Genomic DNA, 19606 nt, shown 5'->3' with positions numbered 1-19606 from the left:
CTTGACGCTGCGGACGACTTGGCAAAGGCTGGCCCGCATGTTCCCGATCCGCGATCACAACCCCTCGGGCCGAACGCCCTTCGTCACCTATGCGCTGATGGCGCTCAACATCGGGGTGTTCCTGTCTTCCCTGTCGCTGATGGCGGATGAGCGGGCCTTGGCCGAGTTTTACTACAGCTACGCATTGCTGCCCGCGCGGCTGAGCCATGGGGAGGGGTATTTCGGCCTCATCACCTCGCAATTTCTGCATGGCGGCTGGATGCATCTGGCGGGTAACATGCTGTTTTTGTGGATCTTCGGCGACAATGTCGAAGATGAGATGGGCCATGGGCGCTATCTGCTGTTCTACCTTGCCTGTGGCATCGCCGCGGGTCTGGGCCAAGTCGTGACAGAACCGCTCTCATGGGTGCCCATGGTCGGCGCCTCGGGCGCGATCGCTGGGGTGATGGGAGGCTACCTGCTGCTCTTCCCGCGTGCCAAGGTCGACATTCTGGTGATCTTCATCGTTTTCTTCCGCATCTTCGCCATCCCGGCGTGGATCATGCTGGGCCTGTGGTTCGGCATGCAGTTCATCGGCGGGATCGGGGCCACGCCGGGCACCGGCGGGGTGGCCTATTGGGCCCATGCGGGCGGGTTCATCGCGGGGCTTGTGTTGACCCTGCCGCTGTGGCTGCGGCGGGGCGGTTTTGCCTTTTGGCGGCAGACCCATGGCCATCCGCCCCATGCCGCCGCCGACTATGACCTGAGCGAGAGCCGCATTCCGAAAGTGAGACGCAAATGACCGAAACCTCCGAAACCCGCCGAGCCTCGTGCCACTGCGGGGCCGTGGTGATCGAAGCGCTGTTTCCGCGTGGGCTAGCCTCGGCCGCGCGCTGTACCTGCTCCTTTTGTCGCCGCCGTGCCGCCGCCACAGTGACCGCGCTGGCCGAGACGGTGACCGTGCTGAAAGGGGCCGAGAATCTTACGCGCTACACATGGGGCACCCATACGGCGCAGCACTACTTCTGTAAGACCTGCGGCATCTATACCCACCACCGCCGCCGCTCGGACCCCGATGAATGCGGCGTGAACCTTGGTGCGATTGAAGGGGTCTTGCCATGGGAGATGGAGCCGCTGCCCTATAGCGATGGCATCAATCACCCCTCGGACCGCGACCCCGGCTGAAGGCCGGAGATCACACCCTGCATCCGGGCCAGCAGCCCCGGCTGCGGCTGAGACTGTTCGCGGCGCTGCTCCACGCTTTCGTGCAGTCGCTCGGACGGGTCCGCGCCCACCACCCGACGGCGGCGGGTCACCAGCATCTTGCCATAGCCGCGCCAGCGCCCGATGGAGGGCGCGGCGGGGTCTTGATCGAACCGCGTGGCCCAGCCTGCGGGCAGCGGCAGGCCGCTGTCCTCCATCCGCGACAGCAGCCAGACCAGCGGGATATTGGCCAAGGGGCGCGCAGTCTCATGCCCGCCCAATTGGCCGCCGACATCGCCATGGGTGCCGGGAAACCAGACCTGCTCCAACCGGCCGTCATAGCCCTCGGGCGTGGTCCACAGCACCGGGGCATAGGCAACGCGCGTCTCATTCAGCGCCAGCGCCTGAAAGCCGTTCTTCACGTTGCGACTGAGGTCATGGTTGTGGAACATATGCAGCGGCTGCGAGAACCGCCAGAACAGCGGCGCGTTGAGGCCCAGCGATTTGACCGTGTCCCAAACGCCAATCGCCTCGATCTCGACCTCGGGGTGGCAGTTGGCGCGGGCAAAGAGTTCGCCCGCCTTGCTCAGATGATGCGCCTCATAATGGCGGTAAACATCGCGGATGTTACGCTCTGTCGCCACTTCAGCGCGCAGAAGCCCCACCCGGTCGATCACCCCGGCGAGGGAGCGTACCGCATAGCCGCCGCGCGAATAGCCCAGCAGGAAAATCCGATCTCCGGGTCGGTAGCGCGAGGCGAGATATCCATAGGCGCGGCGGATTTGCCGGTTGATCCCGCGGCCCAAGATCACATCCAAAGCGCTGCGCCAATCGCGCCATTGCAGCCCCGGCTCGTAATAGATCGACAGGGCGCTGCCCATCTCGCGGCAAAGGCCATAGGCAATGCCCGCGTTGGTCTCGCGCCCCAGTTCGAGCGAGGACATGGTCCCATCAAGGATGATGACATGGGTCACCGCCCCCCGGCGCGGGCCGAAATCGCTTTCAGGCCGCCGCCAGAACCGCCCGAAAAGCCGTTGGAATAGGTTTTTACTCGGCTGCGATTGCGGCACCTTGCAGCATCTCCCAGACACGGTGCGGGGTGAACGGCATATCCGCCTGCCGCACGCCGCGTTCCCACAGGGCATCTTGCACCGCATTCGACACCGCCGCCAAGGCACCGACGGTGCCCGCCTCCCCGCAGCCCTTCATGCCCATGACATTGGCGGTCGAGGGGACTGGTTCGGAGGTGAAAGAGATCATCGGCAGATCGGCCGCGCGGGGCATGGCGTAATCCATGAAAGTGGCGGTCAAAAGCTGGCCGTCCTCGTCATAGACCACCCGCTCCTGCACCGCTTGACCAATGCCCTGCGCCACGCCGCCGTGGACCTGCCCCTCCGCCAGCATCGGGTTGATGAGATTGCCGAAATCGTCGACCACGGTGTAGCGGTCCAGCGTCACCACCCCGGTCTCGGGGTCGATCACCACCTCGGCCACATGCGCCCCGTTGGGATAGCTGCGCCCCGGCAGGCTGGCGCGTTCGTGGTGGCTCAGCAGATCGTCGCGGCTCTTGGCGCGGGCCATCTCGGCCACCTCCAGCATGGTCGGGCTGATGTTCGACCCTTCCGCGCGAAAGCGTTCATCGTCAAAAGTGATATCCGCAGCGGCAACGCCCAACTCTTCGGCCAGAAAGGCGGTGAAGACTTCGGTGATCTTCGCCACGGTGGCCAAGGTCGCCGTGTTCTGCGTGGTGACCGAGCGCGAGCCGCCGGTGCCGCCACCCTTCTTGATCAGATCACTGTCGCCCTGCACCACGTCGATCCGCTCGGCGGGGATGCCAGTCTGGTCCGAGAGGAACTGCGCATAGACCGTCTCATGCCCCTGCCCATTGCTTTGGGTGCCGACATAGATCGTCACCCGGCCATCGCCCTCGAAAACCACTTTGGCCCCTTCGGAGGGGTCGCCCAAAATGCTCTCGATATAGTAACACAGCCCCTGCCCCCGCAGCAGGCCGCGTTTGGCATCCGCCGCCCGGCGCGCGGCAAAACCGTCGCGGTCGGCCTCTTGCCCCACCCGGGCCAGCAGGCGTGCAAAATCGCCCACATCGTAAAGCTCGCCCGTGGCAGTGGTATAGGGGAATTGCTCAGGCTTGATGAAGTTGATCCGCCGTAACTCCCACGGATCGACGCCCAACTCACGCGCGGCGCGGTCCATCGACCGCTCCAACACATAGATCGCCTCGGGCCGTCCGGCCCCACGATAGGCGTCGACCTGCACGGTGTTGGTGTAGAACCCTTCGACATGCAGATAGGTGTCTTGCACGTCATAGACGCCCATCAAGACCTTGGAGAAGAGCTGCGACTGGATCGGCTGGCCGAACTGGCTGTTATAAGCCCCAAGGTTGCAGCGCGTGTCGACACGGTAGGCGGTGATCTTGTGGTTTTCGTCAAAGGCAAACTCGGCCCAAGACACCAGATCGCGCCCGCCGTTGTCGGTGAGCATGGCTTCGGTCCGCTCCGACATCCAGCGCACCGGACGGCCCAGCGCCCGCGCGGCTTGGGCCACGCAGAAATACTCCGGGTAGGTCATCGCCTTCATGCCGAACCCACCGCCCACATCGGGATTGGTCACGCGCACCGCGTCTTCGGGCAGGCCGAAGGCTTTGGTCAGAAACCCCTTATGCGCCCAGACGCCCTGCCCGCCCAGCGCCACATGCAAGCGGCCCTCGGTCCATTCGGCATAGCAGCCACGCGGCTCCATGGAGTTGACGATGATGCGGTTGTCACCAACCTCGAGCCGGACGCGATGGGCGGCTTTGGCAAAAGCCGTCTCAACCTTGGCCTCATCGCCCATATGCCAGTCAAAGGCGCGGTTGTCGGGGGCCTCTGCGTGCAGAGGCTCACCGCCCGGGGCGACATCCATCTTGGCGGGCAGATCGTCGGCCTCGAAAAGGATCATCTCAACCGCGTCGCGGGCCTGTTGCAAACTCTCGGCCACCACCAGCGCCACCGGCTCGCCCACATAGCGCACGCGGTCCTTGGCCAGCATCGGGCGCAGCGGCGTCGCGCCTTTGCTGCCATCGCGGTTGTCGACGACCGTATGCGGCAAGGCGATATTCATTCCCGCCGCTTCCAGATCGGCGCAGGTCAGCACTAGATGCACGCCATCCGCCGCGCGGGCCTCATCTACGTCCAACTCAGTGATCACCCCATGGGCCACGGGCGCGCGGAAAAAGACGCCATACAGCGCCCCGGCGGGGGCGATATCATCGACATAGCGGCCCGCACCGGTCAGGAAGCGGTGGTCTTCCACCCGTTTGACCGGTTGGCTTTTCCCGAACTTTTCCATCTGACACCGCCCCTGCTGCCCTGCCTCTTTCAGCGCAACAGTAACGGGCGCGCCGCCAGTGTCCAGAGGCTCAGGCCGCCTTGCGTTTGGGCGCGCCCTCAAGGTCCGAGACAAGCGTCACCCCCGCCAGCCCATACCCATTGAAGGCGGTCGACATGGCGATGGAATAAGCGCCCATGCCGCCGAACAAGAGATAATCCCCGGTCTGCGCATCTTCGGGCAGCGGCAGGCCATCGGGCAGACGGTCCAGCGAATCACAAGTGGGGCCGAAGACCACACGCGGCTTGGCCGCCCCCAGACGCCGCGTGCCATCGGGGCCGACCACATCGACCAACCCCGAAAGCCCCATATCGCGCAGATCGGGCAGCCCGCCATAGATACCGTCGTTCAGGAAAACCGTCCGCCCATCGTTGCGCATCCCCTTGATACGGGTCGCCAATACGGCGGCGTCAGCCACCATCGCCCGGCCCGGCTCACACAGCAGCAAAGGCGCATCCACCCCAAAACTCTCGGCCAGCGCCGCGTTCACGGCAGCAAAAACCGCCCGATGATCGGGCGCGTCAAACCCACGGTCCACGGCGAAGCCCCCGCCGATGTTCAACCGTTTGATCGAGACCTCCGCCGTCCGCAGGATATCCGCCGCCGCATGGACATATTGCACCCAAGCCTGCGGATCATTGCACTGCGTGCCGGGGTGGAAACACATCGACGGCGTGAACCCCATCTGGACAACCGCGCGCAGCAGGTCCGCTGCCTGTTCAGGGGCCGCGCCGAATTTGGACCCGAAATCATAAGCCGCGCCCTTGACCGGCAAGGCGAAGCGCACCGCCACCTCATTATCGCGCGGCACGTCGCGCAGCTTGGCCAATTCCGACATGTCATCGATCGACCAGCTATAGACCCGCGCCGCGATCCCGGCCTCCACCTCGGAGGCCGAGCGCACGGGGTTGTTGTAATGCAGCACCGCCTGCGGGCAGACCGCCCGCACCGCCGCCATCTCTGCCGGGGAGGCGACATCGAAGGTGGTGATCCCCGCCGCGACAAGGTTCGACAGCACCTCCGCCCGGTCGTTGGCCTTGACTGCATAGGTTACCAGCCCGTCGAAATCCGCCTGAAACCGCCGCGCGGTGGCTTGCAGCACTGAAGGAGCCAGAAACAACACCGGCTTATCGGGGCTGTGTTTCGCCAAATAGGCGGCGGGACTATCGGAAAGGGGGGCGATATGCTGCATGGGGGCCTCTTCACTGCTTTTCTCCAGTAAAGCGTGAATTTCGGTCGATTCATCGTGTCAGACCGCCTAAAGTGATGCGAACTTTGGGCAAAATGACGATATGATAGTACAGCTTGACGACACCGACCGCGCTTTGATCGCGGCACTTCAATCCAACGCCCGTCAACCGGTCGCCGATCTGGCGCGCGGCCTTGGCCTTGCACGCACCACCGTTCAGGCCCGGCTGGAACGGCTGGAACGCGGCGGCGCCATCCTCGGCTATACGCTGCGTTTGGGGGAAGCCGCCAGCGCGCCGCTGCATGCCACGGCTCTGGTCAATATCGAGCTGCGTGCTGGCCCCGCCGTATTGGCGCGGCTGCGCAGCCTTCCGGCGGTGCAGGTGGTGCACACCACCTCGGGCCGCTTTGACCTGCTGGTACAAATCGCAGCGCAGACCACGCAGGAGTTGGACGAGACCCTTGACCGCATCGGCGAGACCCGGGGCGTTAAGGGCAGCGAGAGCCTGATCCACCTCAGCACCAAGATCGACCGCAGCGGCTAAGCCCTGCCCCCGCGCCTCACCCCCTGTCAGGGGTCTTTCCCTTACCGCGCCAGAGCGCTAAACGGGGCGCAACAAAAGGGATCATGACCATGGCACTCGAAAAGACCTTCAACGCCGCCGAGGCGGAAAGCCGCATCTACGCCGATTGGGAGACCAAGGGCGCGTTCAAAGCGGGCGCGAATGCGCAGCGGGACGCGCATTTCTCGGTGATGATCCCGCCGCCGAACGTCACCGGCTCGCTGCACATGGGCCATGCCTTCAACAACACGCTACAGGACATCCTCGTGCGCTGGCATCGGATGCAGGGTTTCGACACGCTTTGGCAGCCCGGCCAAGACCACGCGGGCATCGCCACGCAAATGGTGGTGGAGCGCGAATTGGCTGCCACCGGCCAACCCGGCCGCCGCGAGCTGGGCCGCGAGGCGTTCACCGCCAAGGTCTGGGAGCAAAAGCAGAAATCCGGCGGCACGATCATCGACCAGCTGCGCCGTCTGGGCGCCTCCTGCGACTGGTCGCGCAACGCCTTCACCATGTCCGGCGCGCCGGGTGCGCCCGCGGGCGAAGAGGGCAATTTCCACGATGCCGTGATCAAGGTCTTCGTGGACATGTACAACAAGGGGCTGATCTACCGCGGCAAGCGGCTGGTCAACTGGGACCCGCATTTCGAGACCGCGATCTCCGACCTCGAGGTCGAGAGCATCGAGGTCGATGGCCACATGTGGCATTTCAAATACCCGCTGGCGGGGGGGGAGACCTATACCTACGTCGAGCGGGACGAGGACGGTAACGTGCTCTTTGAAGAGACACGCGACTATATCTCCATCGCCACCACGCGGCCCGAAACCATGCTCGGTGACGGCGCGGTGGCGGTTCATCCATCGGATGAGCGTTATGCCTCAATCGTCGGAAAACTTTGCGAAATTCCCGTCGGACCGAAAGAGCAGCGCCGCCTGATCCCAATCATCACCGACGAATACCCGGACAAGAACTTCGGCTCGGGTGCTGTGAAGATCACCGGCGCCCATGACTTCAACGACTACGGCGTCGCCAAGCGCAACGGCATTCCGCTCTATGCGCTGATGGACACCCAAGGGAAAATGCGCGCCGATGGTCTGCCCTACGATCAGGCCGCCGCCCGCGCGCAGGCCATTGCTGAGGGATCGGAAGCCGCCCCCGAGGACGCGACCGAGATCAACCTCGTGCCGGAAGCCTACCGCGGCCTCGACCGTTTTGAGGCCCGCAAGCGCGTGGTTGAGGACGTGACCGCCAAGGGCCTTGCCGTGATGACCGAGGCGACCGATCCCCGCCTTGGCCGCGCCGCCAAGAAGGCCCCCGTCGAGCCCGGCGAGGGCGGCGAGATGCGCACCGAGGAAGAGAGCCTCGTGCCGCTGGTTGAAGCCAAGAAGATCATGCAGCCCTTCGGCGACCGCTCCAAGGTGGTGATCGAGCCGATGCTGACCGACCAGTGGTTCGTCGCCACCGACAAGATCGTGCAGCCCGCCATCGACGCCGTGCGCTCGGGCGAAGTGACGATCCTGCCCGAACAAGACCGCAAGGTGTATTTCCATTGGCTGGAGAACATCGAGCCGTGGTGCATCTCGCGCCAGCTCTGGTGGGGCCATCAGATCCCGGTGTGGTATGGCCTCGCGCCCCAATCCCATAATGACAAAACTTTAGAGTTTAAAAGCTTCTGCGGTGCGGATTTTGAAGCAGTTAAAGCACAAGCAATTGAGCTCTATGAGGCACGCTTTCCTAACGACAAAATCATAATCGAGGAGATGTTTGGGGACCCCGAGCAAGGATGGCCCCAAACCAAGGAAGAGTTTGATGTATATAATGAGTTTGCGCGCCTGAATGGGCTGGAAGAACAGGTTTACGTCGAGAAGATTGGCAGCAGCCGCAAGACTCGGTTCAAAATTCAGAACGATAGGAAGACTGGTCAGCGAGAGTTAACGTTCTTTCTACGCCGCGACCCCGATGTGCTCGACACATGGTTCTCCTCCGGCCTTTGGCCTATCGGCACGCTGGGCTGGCCCGAGCAAACCGCTGAGCTGGAAAAATACTTCCCCACCTCCGTGCTGGTGACCGGTTTTGACATCATCTTCTTCTGGGTCGCCCGGATGATGATGATGCAATATGCCGTGGTCGACCAAAAACCCTTCGACACCGTCTATGTCCACGCGCTGGTGCGCGATGAGAAGGGCAAGAAGATGTCGAAGAGCTTGGGCAACGTGCTCGACCCGCTGGAGCTGATCGACGACTACGGCGCCGACGCCGTGCGCTTCACTCTGACCTCCATGGCCGCCATGGGACGCGACCTGAAGCTCTCGACGCAGCGCATCGCGGGCTATCGCAACTTTGGCACCAAGCTGTGGAACGCGCATCGCTTCGCCGAGATGAACGGCGTGTTTGAGGCCATGCCCGCTGGGATGCCCCAGCCCACCGCGACGCTGAACAAGTGGATCGTGGGCGAGACCGCCCGCGTGCGCGAGGAAGTCGACGCCGCACTTGGCAACTTCCGCTTCAACGACGCGGCCAATGCGCTTTACGCCTTTGTCTGGGGCAAGGTCTGCGACTGGTACGTGGAGCTTTCCAAGCCACTGTTGCAGGACGACGCCCCCGAGGCCGAGGAGACCCGCGCCACCATGGCCTGGGTGCTGGAGCAATGCCTGATCCTGCTGCACCCGATCATGCCCTTCATCACCGAAGAGCTGTGGCAGACCACCGCCAAGCGCGATGAGCTTCTGGCCCTCACCGATTGGCCCGCCTACACCACCGCCGATCTGCTCGATGCCGACGCGGACCGGGAGCTTAACTGGGTGATCGGCCTCATCGAGAGCATCCGCTCCGCCCGTCAGCAGATGCATGTGCCCGCCGGGCTGAAGGTGCCGATGCTGGTGACCGAGATGGACGAGGCAGCACAAGGCGCTTGGGACCGCAACGAGGTGATGATCAAGCGTCTGGCGCGGGTGGAGGGCCTTGAGAAGGCCGACAGCTTCCCGAAAGGCACCGTCTCGATCGCCGCCCCGGGGACGAGCTTCGGCCTGCCCTTGGCCGGTCTCATCGACATCGACGCCGAGAAGGCGCGTCTGCAGAAGTCGCTCGACAAGCTGGGCAAGGAGATCGGTGGGCTGAGGGGGCGTTTGAACAACCCCAAGTTCGCCGCCTCCGCGCCGGAAGAGGTCGTGGCCGAAGCGCAGGCGAACCTCGCGGCGCGTCAGGAAGAGGCGGACCAGTTGCAGGCGGCACTGGACCGGTTGGCCGAGCTGGGCTGAGACCAACAAAGCCGGGCAGCGCCAGACCGCGGGATGGCGCTGCAAAGGGGGCAGTTGGGCAGTTTATCTCTGCCGCGTTTATGCCAAGCTCACAGGACAGCACTTCGGTTGCAAAAGCGCCAGCCCGTTCGGGCGGTCTGGCGCTGCCCGGCGGCCTTACGGCCTTGTTTCCGGGCTGTAGCGAGACGGGCAATCGGCGCGCGAGCCGGGGAGTGCCAGACCGCGGGTTGGCGCATCTGACGCGCCAGTTGGGCAATTTATCCCCGCAGCACTTACGCCAAGCTCACAGGACAGCACTTCGATTGCAAAAGCGCCAGCCCGTCCGGGCGGTCTGGCGCTGCCCGGCGGCCTGCGGCCTTGATTCCGGGCTGTCAGGCGCAACGCAAATGCCGCGCTTGCCGTCCTACTTAAACACCGCAGGCCGCTTGCCGAACTCCGCCGCGATCACCTCCATCTGCTCGGGCTTGCCCAACAGCGCTGCCTGCTCACGCGACTCGGCCAAGAGCACATCCGCATCCGATGCCCCCGTCTCCGCATATCCGATCAAGCGCTTCGCTGTGCGGATCGCATTCGGCCCCTTCCCCGCGATCACCTGCGCCAGTTCCAGCGCCGCTGTTTGCGGGTCTTCGGCGACCTCGGTCACCAGCCCCCAACGCTCCGCCTGCGCGGCGTCCACCGGCGCGGCGGTATAGGTCAACCGCCGCAACACGTCCGAGCGCACCAGCCGCGGCAGCAGCACCATACCGCCCATATCCGGCACGATGCCCCATTTCATCTCCATCACCGCGAGCTTCGTATCCGGCGCGGCAATCCGAATATCCGCTCCAAGCGCCAGCTGCATCCCGGCGCCAAAAACCACCCCATGCAGCGCCGCGATGACCGGGATTTCCAAACGGTGCCAAACCATCGACACCTCTTGCCATTTGTTCGTCGTGCCTTCGCCATGGCTGCGGGGCATGATCAAGGCCTCGACATCCTGCCCCAGCATCCCCGAGAGCCCGCCAATATCAATGCCCGCGCAAAAGCCTTTGCCCTCGCCCGAGAGCAACACCACCCGGGCGTCCGAGGCCGCAACCTCCTGCCCTGCCGCGATGATCGCCTCGATCATCTCATCATCCACCGCGTTCATCTTGTCGGCGCGGGTGAGGGTCACATAGGCGATAGGGTCTTCGATCCGGGTGGTGACGCGGGGCATGGCTATTCTCCTGAATGTTTGGCGCAGTTCAGCGCAGATCACCGCGCGGCACCAGCAAAACGTGGCGGCAGGTGCTGCGGCACTTGCCCTCTTACGGGCCCGCCCCTACACCTTGGCGCATGACATATGCACGCCTCACCCCCCTCGCCAAACGCCTGCCCGCCAATGTCCCCTTCGTGGGCCCCGAAGCGCAGGAGCGCGTCCTTGGCCGCCCCTTCAAAGCGCGGCTCGGCGCCAATGAAAACGTCTTTGGCCCCTCGCCCCGCGCCATCGCGGCTATGGCGGAGACCGAGATGTGGAAATACGGCGATTCCGAAAGCGTAGAGTTGCGCGCGGCACTGGCCGAACTGCATGGCGTCACCCCCGAAAACATCATCGTCGGCGAAGGAATCGACGGGTTGCTGGGCTATCTCGTCCGCCTACTGGTGGGCGAAGGCGACGCGGTGGTGACCTCCGAAGGAGCCTACCCTACCTTCAACTACCATGTCGCAGGCTTTGGCGGCGTGCTGCACAAAGTGCCCTACCGCGACGATCACGAAGACCCGGCGGCGCTTTTCGCCAAAGCGGCGGAGGTGGACGCCAAGCTCGTCTACCTCGCCAATCCCGACAACCCGATGGGCACTTGGCATGAGGGCGCGGCACTGGCACGCGCGCTCGACGACCTGCCCCAAGGCAGCCTGCTGTTGCTGGATGAAGCCTATATCGAATGCGCCCCCGAGGGCACCGCGCCCGCGCTTTCCGCCGATGACCCACGGGTGATCCGGATGCGGACCTTTTCCAAAGCCTACGGCCTTGCCGGGGCGCGGATCGGCTATGCCATCGCCGCGCCCGAGTTGATCACCGCCTTTCACAAGGTCCGCAATCACTTTGGCTTAAACCGCGCGGCGCAGGCGGGGGCTTTGGCGGCGGTGCAGGATCAGAGCTACCTGAAAGAGGTTCAGACTAAGATCGCCGAGGCGCGCCGCCGGATCGCCCAAATCGCCGAAGAAAACGGGCTCAGCACCCTCCCCTCTGCCGCCAATTTCGTCGCCGTTGACTGTGGCCGCGATGGCGCTTTCGCGAAGGCGGTTCTCGACGCACTGGTGGCGCGGGGGATCTTCGTGCGCATGCCCTTTGCCGCCCCGCAAAACCGCTGCATCCGCATCAGTTGCAGCACGGCGGAAGAGCTGGATCACTTCGCCGCCGCCTTGCCCAAGGCCTTAACGGACGCGCGCGGGGCTTAAGCCCCGCCGATCACCTTCGCCGCGGCCTGCAAGGCGCCCGGCCCGTGGTCGATCTTTAGCGCCGAAAGCCCGGCTTCGATCCCGCCGAGCAGCCCCATGATCATATGGCCATTCACATGGCCCATATGACCAAGGCGGAAGAACCCGTGCCACGCAGGCTCCCCCGGCAGGGCCATACCCAGCCCCACGCCCAGTGTGAGCCCCAAATTGCCCTGGACCCAATTGCGCAACTCGGTCGCATGGGGCGCTTGCAGCCGCAGCGCGGTGACAGCATGGCTGCGCAGGGCGCGGTCTTCGATGTTGAACCGCAGGCTGCCTTCCGCCGACCACGCCTCACAGGCTGCCCAAACCGCGCGGGCCAGCGTTTCATGGCGCTGCCAGACCTGCTCGATCCCCTCCTCATGGATGATATCGAGGGCGGCGCGCAGGCCGTAGAGGTGATGCGTCGGCGCCGTGCCGCCGTGGTATTGATAAAACTCCTGCGCATGGGCGCGCGGCGACCAGTCCCAATAGCGGCTCACGCGGGGCAGACGCGCACGGGCTTCCTCGGCCCGATCGTTGAAAAAGACGAAGGCCATGCCCGGCGGCACCATCAGCCCCTTTTGCGAAGCGGTGACCATGACATCGACGCCCCAAGCGTCCATCTCAAAGCGCTCACAGCCCAATGACGCGATGCAATCGGCCATCAAGAGCGCGGGATGGCCCGCCTCATCCAACAGGCGGCGCAGGCCCGGCACATCGTTGCGGACCGAGCTTGAGGTGTCCACATGGACCGCCATCACCGCCTTGATCTGATGGCCGCTGTCGGCCTTCAAACGCTCGGCCACCTGCGTCAGATCGACGGGCGCGTTGCGGCCAAAGTCGAGGATATCCACCTCCGCCCCCAGCCCCGTCGCCATTTCGGCCCAGCCATGGCCGAAACGCCCCGTGGCCAGCACCAGCACCCGGTCGCCGGAGGCTATGACATTGCTCAGCGCAGCTTCCCAAGCGCCGTGGCCGTTGCTGATATACATCGCCACATGACGATCTGTACGCGCCACGCGCTTCAGGTCGGCGGCCAGCGCAGGCATCATCTCGACCAACTCGCCTTCATAGATATTGGGGGCCGCGCGGTGCATCGCGCTCAGCACCGCGTCGGGCATGACCGAGGGGCCGGGAATGGCGAGGTACGAACGACCGGGGGCGAGTTTATTCTGCTTTGTCATGATATTGGCTGCCGTTTTGAAAATGCGTGACCGGGGGACGGTCGGGCGCAGCTTACTGCCCGGCAGGCCGGGGTCAACACGCGATCGGACCTTAGGTAAGGTGCGCCCCCGCGCCCCCCTTCCACGCGCGCAGGCCTTCCCCTGCCCGCCTTGCCCGACCTGCACGACGGCTTGCCCTGCCTGCGCGGCTTTCGTACACGGGATCCGACTGCCCAAAAGGATCAGGCACCGGTATGAATGATGACAGTTACACCTCCGCGCAGTTGATGCGCTGGCTTTGGCGGGACTATCTAAAGAAACACACCGGTCTGATGGCCATCGCGGTGATCTTCATGATCATCGAAGGCTCGACCCTGGGCGTGCTGGCGAAACTGATGGAGCCGATGTTTGACCGCGTCTTCGTCGGCGGCGACCAAGGTGCGCTGGTCTGGGTTGGGCTGGTTCTGGTGGCGATCTTTGCCCTGCGCGCGCTGGCCACGGTGGTGCAAAAGGTGTTGCTGACCCGCGTCGCTCAACGCACGGCGGCGGACCTACGCATCGACCTGCTCGACCGGATGATGCAGCAAGACGGTGCTTTCCACCAAAGCCACCCGCCCGGCTTTCTGGTGCAACGCGTGCAATCGGATGTGAATGCGGTAGGTAATGTTTGGCGGGCGTTCATAACCGGCGCGGGGCGCGATCTGGTGGGGCTGGTGATCCTCATGGGCGTGGCCATCGCGATTGACCCGATTTGGGCGCTTCTGGCAATGGTCGGCGTGCCGCTCATGGTGCTGCCCGCCGCCATCGCCCAGCGTTTCGTCCGCGCCCGCTCGCGCGAGGCGCGCGATATCGGGGCCAGCCTCTCGACACGGTTGGACGAGGTTTTCCACGGCATCGTACAAATCAAGCTCAACGCGCTAGAGAACTACCAAGCCCGCCAATACCGCGAGTTGACGCGCACCTTTATCCGCACCGAAGTCCGTGCCGCCTTTGGCAACTCCGCGATCCCGGCGATGATCGACATCATGTCGGGCATCGGCTTTATGGCCGTGATCGTCTACGGCGGGTCCGAGATCATCGCGGGCAATAAGACCATTGGTGAGTTCATGACCTTCTTCACCTCGCTGGGGTTCATGTTCTCCCCCCTGCGCCGACTTGGTGCGATCAGCGGCCTATGGCAGATGGCCGCCGCCGCGCTGGAACGGATCAAGGAATTGCTCGACGCGCCCCTGCATCTGCGCAGCCCGGACAAAGCGCAGGCCGCGCCCGATGGCCCGCCCGATGTGACCCTGACGGATGTCTCGCTCTCCTATGGCGACACGAAGGTGTTGAACGGCTTGGACCTGACCGCGAAAGCGGGCCAGACGACCGCGTTGGTCGGGGCCTCGGGGGCGGGGAAATCGACCATCTTCAACCTGCTCACCCGGCTGGTGGATCCACAAAGCGGCAGCGTGCGGATCGGCGGGGTCGACACCAGCGCGATGACCATACCGGACCTGCGCGGCCTCTTCTCTGTCGTGACGCAGGAAGCGCTTTTGTTCGATGAAACACTGCGCGAGAACATCGTGCTGGGCCGAGAGAATGTCACCGATGAAGAGCTCGACCGTGTGCTGAAAGCCGCCCATGTGGCGGACTTCCTGCCGCAGTTGGAACAGGGGCTGGAAACCCGCGTGGGGCCACGCGGCTCGGCCCTGTCGGGCGGGCAGCGCCAGCGCGTGGTCATCGCCCGCGCCCTGCTGCGCGACACGCCGATCCTGCTTCTGGATGAGGCCACCAGCGCCTTGGATGCGCAATCGGAACAGGTCGTGCAGGACGCGCTCGATCGCCTCGCCAAAGGGCGCACCACCATCGTCATCGCGCACCGGCTGTCGACCATCCGCAGCGCGGATAAGATCGTGGTTATGGACCGGGGCCGCGTCACCGATGAGGGCACCCATGACGAGCTGATGGAGCGCGGCGGCATCTATGCCGATCTCTACCGCCTGCAATATCGCGACGGAAAAACCGTATCGGATGCCCGCGGCCTCAGCGCCCTCTCCGCGAAGAAACGCCGCGAAAAGGCGCGCCAGCCCAATCTGCTCCAACGGATCGGGGCGGCGTTCTTTAACTGAATGCGCGGGGCGTGGGGAAACCCGCGCCCCTTTCACGAACGCCGGTAGCTTTCGGCGAGCGCCTCGGGGCTGGCCCCCATCGCATAGCGGGTCAGTGTCCAGAGATTGCGCCCCCCGCGCCGCAGCCAGCCCTGACGGCGGTATTTCTCAGCACTGGTCACGGCGACGCCATTGAGCCGGGTCAAGCGACCGCGCAGGGCGCGGGCGAGCGCAACATCCTCCATCAGCGGCTGATCGGGATAGCCGCCCACCGCGTCATAAAGCGCGCGGGGCAACAGCAACCCCTGATCGCCATAGGGCAGGCCAAGACCGCTGCGCAGGTTCGCCCAGCCCGCGACCAACCGTGGCGCCAAACCGCGCTGATCGAAGCGCAGGCGGAACCACCCCGCCCCTTCGGCCCTGTGCGCCATGTGATCCTGCACCGCATCGCTCCAGCCCGGGGCCAGCACCGTGTCAGCGTGCAGCACCAAGAGCCATGCGCCCTGCGCTGCATCACACCCACGCCGCAACTGACCGCCCCGCGAGGGCGCGCCCGAGACGACCTCAGCCCCCCAGCCTTCGGCCAGCGCACGCGTGCCATCCGTGGAGCCCCCATCGCTCAAGATCACCTCGCGGATCAGCCCGGCCTGCAAACCTTCGACGAGCGCGGCGAGGCAAGCGGGCAGCGCCGTGGCCGCGTTGAGGCTGGGAATGACGACAGAGATCGGCGCGCGCATGGTTGCCCCTTTTGGATGGCTTTGACAGGTTATATGTCATGGCCAGCAATCAAAGGACACCCGCATGACCCCGCGCCGCATTCTGCGCCTCTCCGGCCCCGACACCCGCGACTTTCTGCAAGGAATCGTGACCAATGACGTCGGCAAACTGGACCAAGGCCCGGTCTATGCCGCCCTGCTGACGCCGCAGGGCAAATATATGGCCGATTTCTTTCTGATCGCCGATGGCGATGACGTTCTGCTGGACGTGGATGAAAGCCTTGGCGATATGCTGAACCAGCGGCTGTCGATGTATAAACTGCGCGCCAAGGTAACGATCACCCCCAGCGATCTGCACCTGCACCGCGGCACCGGGCCTGTACCCGACGACGCCTTAGCCGATCCGCGGCATCCCGAAATGGGCTGGCGCGCCTATCGCGACACGCCGCAAACCGAGGACGCGACCGATTGGGACGCCCTGCGCGTGGCGCATCTGATCCCCGAGACGGGGATCGAACTCACCCCCGATACCTTTATCCTTGAGGCGGGGTTTGATCGGATCAACGGGCTGGATTTCCGCAAAGGCTGCTATGTCGGCCAAGAGGTGACCGCCCGGATGAAACACAAGACCGAGTTGCGCAAAGGGCTGACCCGGGTCGAGGTCAGCGGCAGCGCCGCCCCCGGCACGGCAATCACGGCAGAGGGGAAACCCGCGGGCACGCTCTACACCCAAGCGGGCGGTCAGGCTTTGGCGCATCTGCGGTTCGACCGCGCCAAAGGCCCGATGCAGGCCGGTGATGCGCAGGTCACTTGGCCCGGCCCTGCCGCCTGAGCGCGCCAGAACAACAAAAAGCCCCGGCAAAACCGGGGCTGATTTAGCTTACGTTGGATGACGTCGCGTCAGGCGCGTTCGACATATTCCATGGTTTCGGTGTTCACCACGATGTCTTCGTCTTGGCCCACGAAGGGGGGGACGGAAATCTTTACACCGTTTTCCAAGATAGCAGGCTTGAAAGAATTCGCCGCTGTTTGGCCTTTGACGACCGGCTCTGTCTCGGCGATTTTGCAGACCACTTTTTGCGGCAGACGCGCGTTCAGCGCCTCGGCCTCATGGTACTCGACCACGATCATCATGCCGTCCTGAAGGAAGGGACGTGTGTCACCCAAAAGCTCGGCATCCAGCTGCACCTGCTCATAGGTTTCGGTGTCCATCACCACCAGCATACCGTCGTCTTCATACAGAAATTGCTGGTCTTTTTGCTCCAAACGCACGCGCTCGACCTTATCGGCGGAACGGAAGCGTTCGTTCAATTTGGAGCCGTTGCGCAGGTTGCGCATCTCGACTTGGGCAAAGGCGCCGCCCTTGCCGGGCTTCACGTGATCGACCTTCACAGCCGCCCAGAGGCCACCGTTATGTTCAAGGACGTTTCCGGGGCGGATCTCGTTTCCGTTAATCTTGGGCATGTGACAAAACCACGACATAAGGTTGATGATATGATGTCCGGGTCTATATCGGGAGGGATGGTTCCCTGCAAGCAGGCGTTATTCTCCGCTGCCGCAACAACTAGATATGCGCAAGCTGCATGGGTGGTATGCTAAATAGAGGTATCCGAATCAAAAGATATCCGTCATAAGGGCCTCCACGCCCGAATGACAAGAGCAAGAATAATCGAAAGGACGACGAGATGAAAGATTTCGTTGATGGCACCGCTTTCAACAACGAGCAAGGCAACCGCGCACGCAAGCTCTTTGCTGCTGTGGTGCTAGCTGCTTTGGATGACGCAATTGCCGATGACAAGAAATATGGCAACGGCCCTGAACAGATCGCCCGCTGGGCCCGCTCGCGCGATGGCCGCGAGGTTCTGAGCTGTGCCGGTATCGACCCCAACGAGCGGGTCGTCGAAGGCTTGATGGAATTCGTCGGCAAAGGCGTGCGGACCTCCGTCGCCCTGTCGCGTGAAGAATCCGAGCGCCGCAATGCCGCGCTTCAGGCCGAAGCCGCCTAAGACATATTCGCCAAGCGGCGCAATTGACGCAGCCTTCGGGCTGCGTTTTTTTGTGTCTGCCCCTCGGCGATGGGCTTTCCCCTGCCCCTGATTTGCGCCAATTTGCGCGAAACCAAGGGCAAGCAGACATGACCAAAGCCATTATGATCCAGGGCACCGGCAGCAATGTCGGCAAGTCGATGATCGTCGCCGGATTGATCCGCGCCTGCGCCCGGCGTGGCCTGCGTGTTCGCCCTTTCAAACCGCAGAACATGTCCAACAACGCCGCCGTCACCGAAGACGGGGGCGAGATTGGCCGCGCGCAGGCGTTGCAGGCCCGCGCGGCGGGCGTGGCCCCGCATACGGATATGAACCCGGTGCTGCTGAAACCCCAGAGCGCCACCGGCGCGCAGGTGGTGGTGCAGGGCAGGATCGCAGGTCAGCAAGAGGCGCGGGAATTTGGCCGCAACAAAGCCAGCCTGATGCCCGCGGTGCTGCAATCTTTTCACCGTTTGGCCGAAAGCTGCGACTTGATCGTGATCGAGGGCGCGGGCTCTCCGGCTGAGACGAACCTGCGGGCGGGCGACATCGCCAATATGGGCTTTGCCCGCGCCGCCGGGGTGTCGGTGGTGCTGATGGGCGATATCGACCGCGGCGGGGTGATCGCGCAAATCGTCGGCACACAGGCCGTGCTTGGTGCCGAAGACAACGCGCTGATCCGCGGCTTTGCAGTGAACAAATTCCGCGGTGACCGCAGCCTCTTTGACGCAGGGCGCGATGACATCGCCGCGCGTACCGGCTGGCCGAGCCTTGGGGTAATTCCGTGGTTCGATGCCGCCCACCGCCTGCCCGCCGAAGACGTGATGGACCTGCCCGCCCGCGCCCGCTCGGGCGGGTCGGGCTGTGTTATCGCCGTGCCGCGCCTGCCCCGGATCGCCAATTTCGATGACCTCGACCCGCTGGCCGCCGAGCCGGGCGTCGACCTGCGGATGATCATGCCGGGCAGCCCTATGCCCGCCGAGGCCGATCTGGTGCTCATGGTCGGCAGTAAATCCACGATCTCCGACCTCGAAGCCTTCCGGGCCGAGGGGTGGGACATCGACCTTGCCGCCCATATCCGGCGCGGTGGTCATGTGCTGGGGCTTTGCGGCGGCTATCAGATGCTGGGCAAGACCATCACCGACCCCGAGGGGATCGAAGGCCCGGCGGCGCGGGTGGCCGGGCTGGGGCATCTGGATGTGGAAACCATGATGGCCCCGCTCAAGCATCTATCGGAAAAACGCGGCCAGCACCCGGCCAGCGGCACCGCCCTCACTGGCTATGAGATCCATATCGGAGAAACCACCGGCCCAGATTGCGCCCGCGCGTGGCTCAGCTTCGACGGCACGCCCGAGGGCGCGGCCTCCCCTTCGGGCCGGGTGCAGGGCTGCTATATGCACGGGATTTTCAGCTCGGATGCCTTCCGCCGCGCCTATCTTGGCGGCTTCGGCGTCACCTCATCGCTGGATTTTGAAACCGGCGTGGAAGAGGCGCTGGACGCGCTGGCCGATCATGTCGAGACCTATATGGATGTCGACCTGTTCCTCTCCCTCGCGGCAGAGGTCTAGGCTGGAGAGCGCGCAGCCCTCCAGCCCAACGC

Annotated in this window: 16 protein-coding genes; 9 read left to right on the top strand and 7 right to left on the bottom strand. The window is 64.2% G+C overall.

Annotated features, from left to right (window positions below):
• Positions 1 to 37 precede the first annotated feature (37 nt).
• Positions 38 to 781, top strand: a complete 744-nt coding sequence (locus tag ACGYLO_RS13080; RefSeq protein WP_271689547.1) for a rhomboid family intramembrane serine protease — start codon at positions 38 to 40, stop codon at positions 779 to 781.
• Positions 778 to 1164 (top strand): GFA family protein, encoded by a 387-nt coding sequence (locus ACGYLO_RS13075; protein WP_271689545.1) that lies wholly within the window; start codon positions 778 to 780, stop codon positions 1162 to 1164. Before ACGYLO_RS13080 ends, ACGYLO_RS13075 begins: the two co-directional genes overlap by 4 nt.
• On the opposite strand, the gene ACGYLO_RS13070 is transcribed toward ACGYLO_RS13075, so the two are convergent.
• The 3 genes from ACGYLO_RS13070 to ACGYLO_RS13060 form a co-directional block, all read right to left on the bottom strand.
• The gene (locus ACGYLO_RS13070) at positions 1137 to 2252 is read right to left on the bottom strand and encodes a DUF2235 domain-containing protein (RefSeq protein ID WP_394374204.1); all 1116 of its coding nucleotides are present in this window, start codon (positions 2250 to 2252) and stop codon (positions 1137 to 1139) included. The genes ACGYLO_RS13075 and ACGYLO_RS13070 overlap by 28 nt on opposite strands.
• Positions 2230 to 4527 carry a xanthine dehydrogenase family protein molybdopterin-binding subunit gene (locus ACGYLO_RS13065; RefSeq protein ID WP_271689543.1) on the bottom strand — a complete coding sequence of 766 codons (2298 nt, stop codon included), beginning with the start codon at positions 4525 to 4527 and terminating at the stop codon, positions 2230 to 2232. The genes ACGYLO_RS13070 and ACGYLO_RS13065 overlap by 23 nt, the downstream gene beginning before the upstream one ends.
• A gap of 70 nt (positions 4528 to 4597) precedes the next feature.
• The gene (locus ACGYLO_RS13060) at positions 4598 to 5758 is read right to left on the bottom strand and encodes a type III PLP-dependent enzyme (RefSeq protein ID WP_271689542.1); all 1161 of its coding nucleotides are present in this window, start codon (positions 5756 to 5758) and stop codon (positions 4598 to 4600) included.
• A gap of 100 nt (positions 5759 to 5858) precedes the next feature.
• Between ACGYLO_RS13060 and ACGYLO_RS13055 the strand changes: the two genes are divergently transcribed.
• On the top strand, positions 5859 to 6299 hold the full coding sequence (locus ACGYLO_RS13055) for an Lrp/AsnC family transcriptional regulator (RefSeq protein WP_271689541.1): 441 nt from the start codon (positions 5859 to 5861) through the stop codon (positions 6297 to 6299).
• 89 nt (positions 6300 to 6388) lie between these two features.
• Positions 6389 to 9574 (top strand): valine--tRNA ligase, encoded by a 3186-nt coding sequence (locus ACGYLO_RS13050; RefSeq protein WP_271689540.1) that lies wholly within the window; start codon positions 6389 to 6391, stop codon positions 9572 to 9574.
• Between the two features lie 403 nt (positions 9575 to 9977).
• Here ACGYLO_RS13050 and ACGYLO_RS13045 read toward each other — a convergent pair whose 3' ends face one another.
• Positions 9978 to 10769 (bottom strand): crotonase/enoyl-CoA hydratase family protein, encoded by a 792-nt coding sequence (locus ACGYLO_RS13045; RefSeq protein WP_271689538.1) that lies wholly within the window; start codon positions 10767 to 10769, stop codon positions 9978 to 9980.
• A gap of 119 nt (positions 10770 to 10888) precedes the next feature.
• Between ACGYLO_RS13045 and ACGYLO_RS13040 the strand changes: the two genes are divergently transcribed.
• Positions 10889 to 11992: a pyridoxal phosphate-dependent aminotransferase gene (locus tag ACGYLO_RS13040; protein WP_271689537.1), complete on the top strand. Its 1104-nt coding sequence runs from the start codon at positions 10889 to 10891 to the stop codon at positions 11990 to 11992.
• On the opposite strand, the gene ACGYLO_RS13035 is transcribed toward ACGYLO_RS13040, so the two are convergent.
• The gene (locus ACGYLO_RS13035; protein ID WP_271689536.1) at positions 11989 to 13197 is read right to left on the bottom strand and encodes an alanine--glyoxylate aminotransferase family protein; all 1209 of its coding nucleotides are present in this window, start codon (positions 13195 to 13197) and stop codon (positions 11989 to 11991) included. The two genes, ACGYLO_RS13040 and ACGYLO_RS13035, sit on opposite strands and share 4 nt — an antisense overlap.
• A 233-nt stretch (positions 13198 to 13430) precedes the next feature.
• Here ACGYLO_RS13035 and ACGYLO_RS13030 point away from each other — a divergent pair, with 233 nt between their 5' ends.
• Positions 13431 to 15287, top strand: coding sequence for an ABC transporter ATP-binding protein (locus tag ACGYLO_RS13030; RefSeq protein ID WP_271689535.1), 1857 nt, complete (start codon positions 13431 to 13433; stop codon positions 15285 to 15287).
• 32 nt (positions 15288 to 15319) lie between these two features.
• On the opposite strand, the gene ACGYLO_RS13025 is transcribed toward ACGYLO_RS13030, so the two are convergent.
• Positions 15320 to 16003: a TIGR04283 family arsenosugar biosynthesis glycosyltransferase gene (locus ACGYLO_RS13025; RefSeq protein WP_271689533.1), complete on the bottom strand. Its 684-nt coding sequence runs from the start codon at positions 16001 to 16003 to the stop codon at positions 15320 to 15322.
• A 64-nt stretch (positions 16004 to 16067) separates the two neighbouring features.
• On the opposite strand from ACGYLO_RS13025, the gene ACGYLO_RS13020 reads away from it, so the two are divergent.
• Positions 16068 to 16814, top strand: a complete 747-nt coding sequence (locus ACGYLO_RS13020) for a folate-binding protein YgfZ (RefSeq protein WP_271689532.1) — start codon at positions 16068 to 16070, stop codon at positions 16812 to 16814.
• A 68-nt stretch (positions 16815 to 16882) separates the two neighbouring features.
• Here ACGYLO_RS13020 and efp read toward each other — a convergent pair whose 3' ends face one another.
• Positions 16883 to 17446: an elongation factor P gene (gene efp, locus ACGYLO_RS13015; RefSeq protein ID WP_271689531.1), complete on the bottom strand. Its 564-nt coding sequence runs from the start codon at positions 17444 to 17446 to the stop codon at positions 16883 to 16885.
• A 221-nt stretch (positions 17447 to 17667) separates the two neighbouring features.
• Here efp and ACGYLO_RS13010 point away from each other — a divergent pair, with 221 nt between their 5' ends.
• Both ACGYLO_RS13010 and ACGYLO_RS13005 read left to right on the top strand, forming a co-directional pair.
• Positions 17668 to 17988 carry a DUF6280 family protein gene (locus ACGYLO_RS13010; RefSeq protein ID WP_007120494.1) on the top strand — a complete coding sequence of 107 codons (321 nt, stop codon included), beginning with the start codon at positions 17668 to 17670 and terminating at the stop codon, positions 17986 to 17988.
• Positions 17989 to 18116: 128 nt separating this feature from the next.
• A complete protein-coding gene (locus ACGYLO_RS13005) occupies positions 18117 to 19574 on the top strand; it encodes a cobyric acid synthase (protein ID WP_276154444.1) in 1458 nt (485 codons plus the stop codon).
• Positions 19575 to 19606: the final 32 nt, after the last annotated feature.

The sequence above is a fragment of the Sulfitobacter sp. 1A13353 genome (assembly GCF_043557255.1).
GTDB lineage: Bacteria > Pseudomonadota > Alphaproteobacteria > Rhodobacterales > Rhodobacteraceae > Sulfitobacter > Sulfitobacter faviae.
This window is presented reverse-complemented; position numbering and strand designations above follow the sequence as displayed.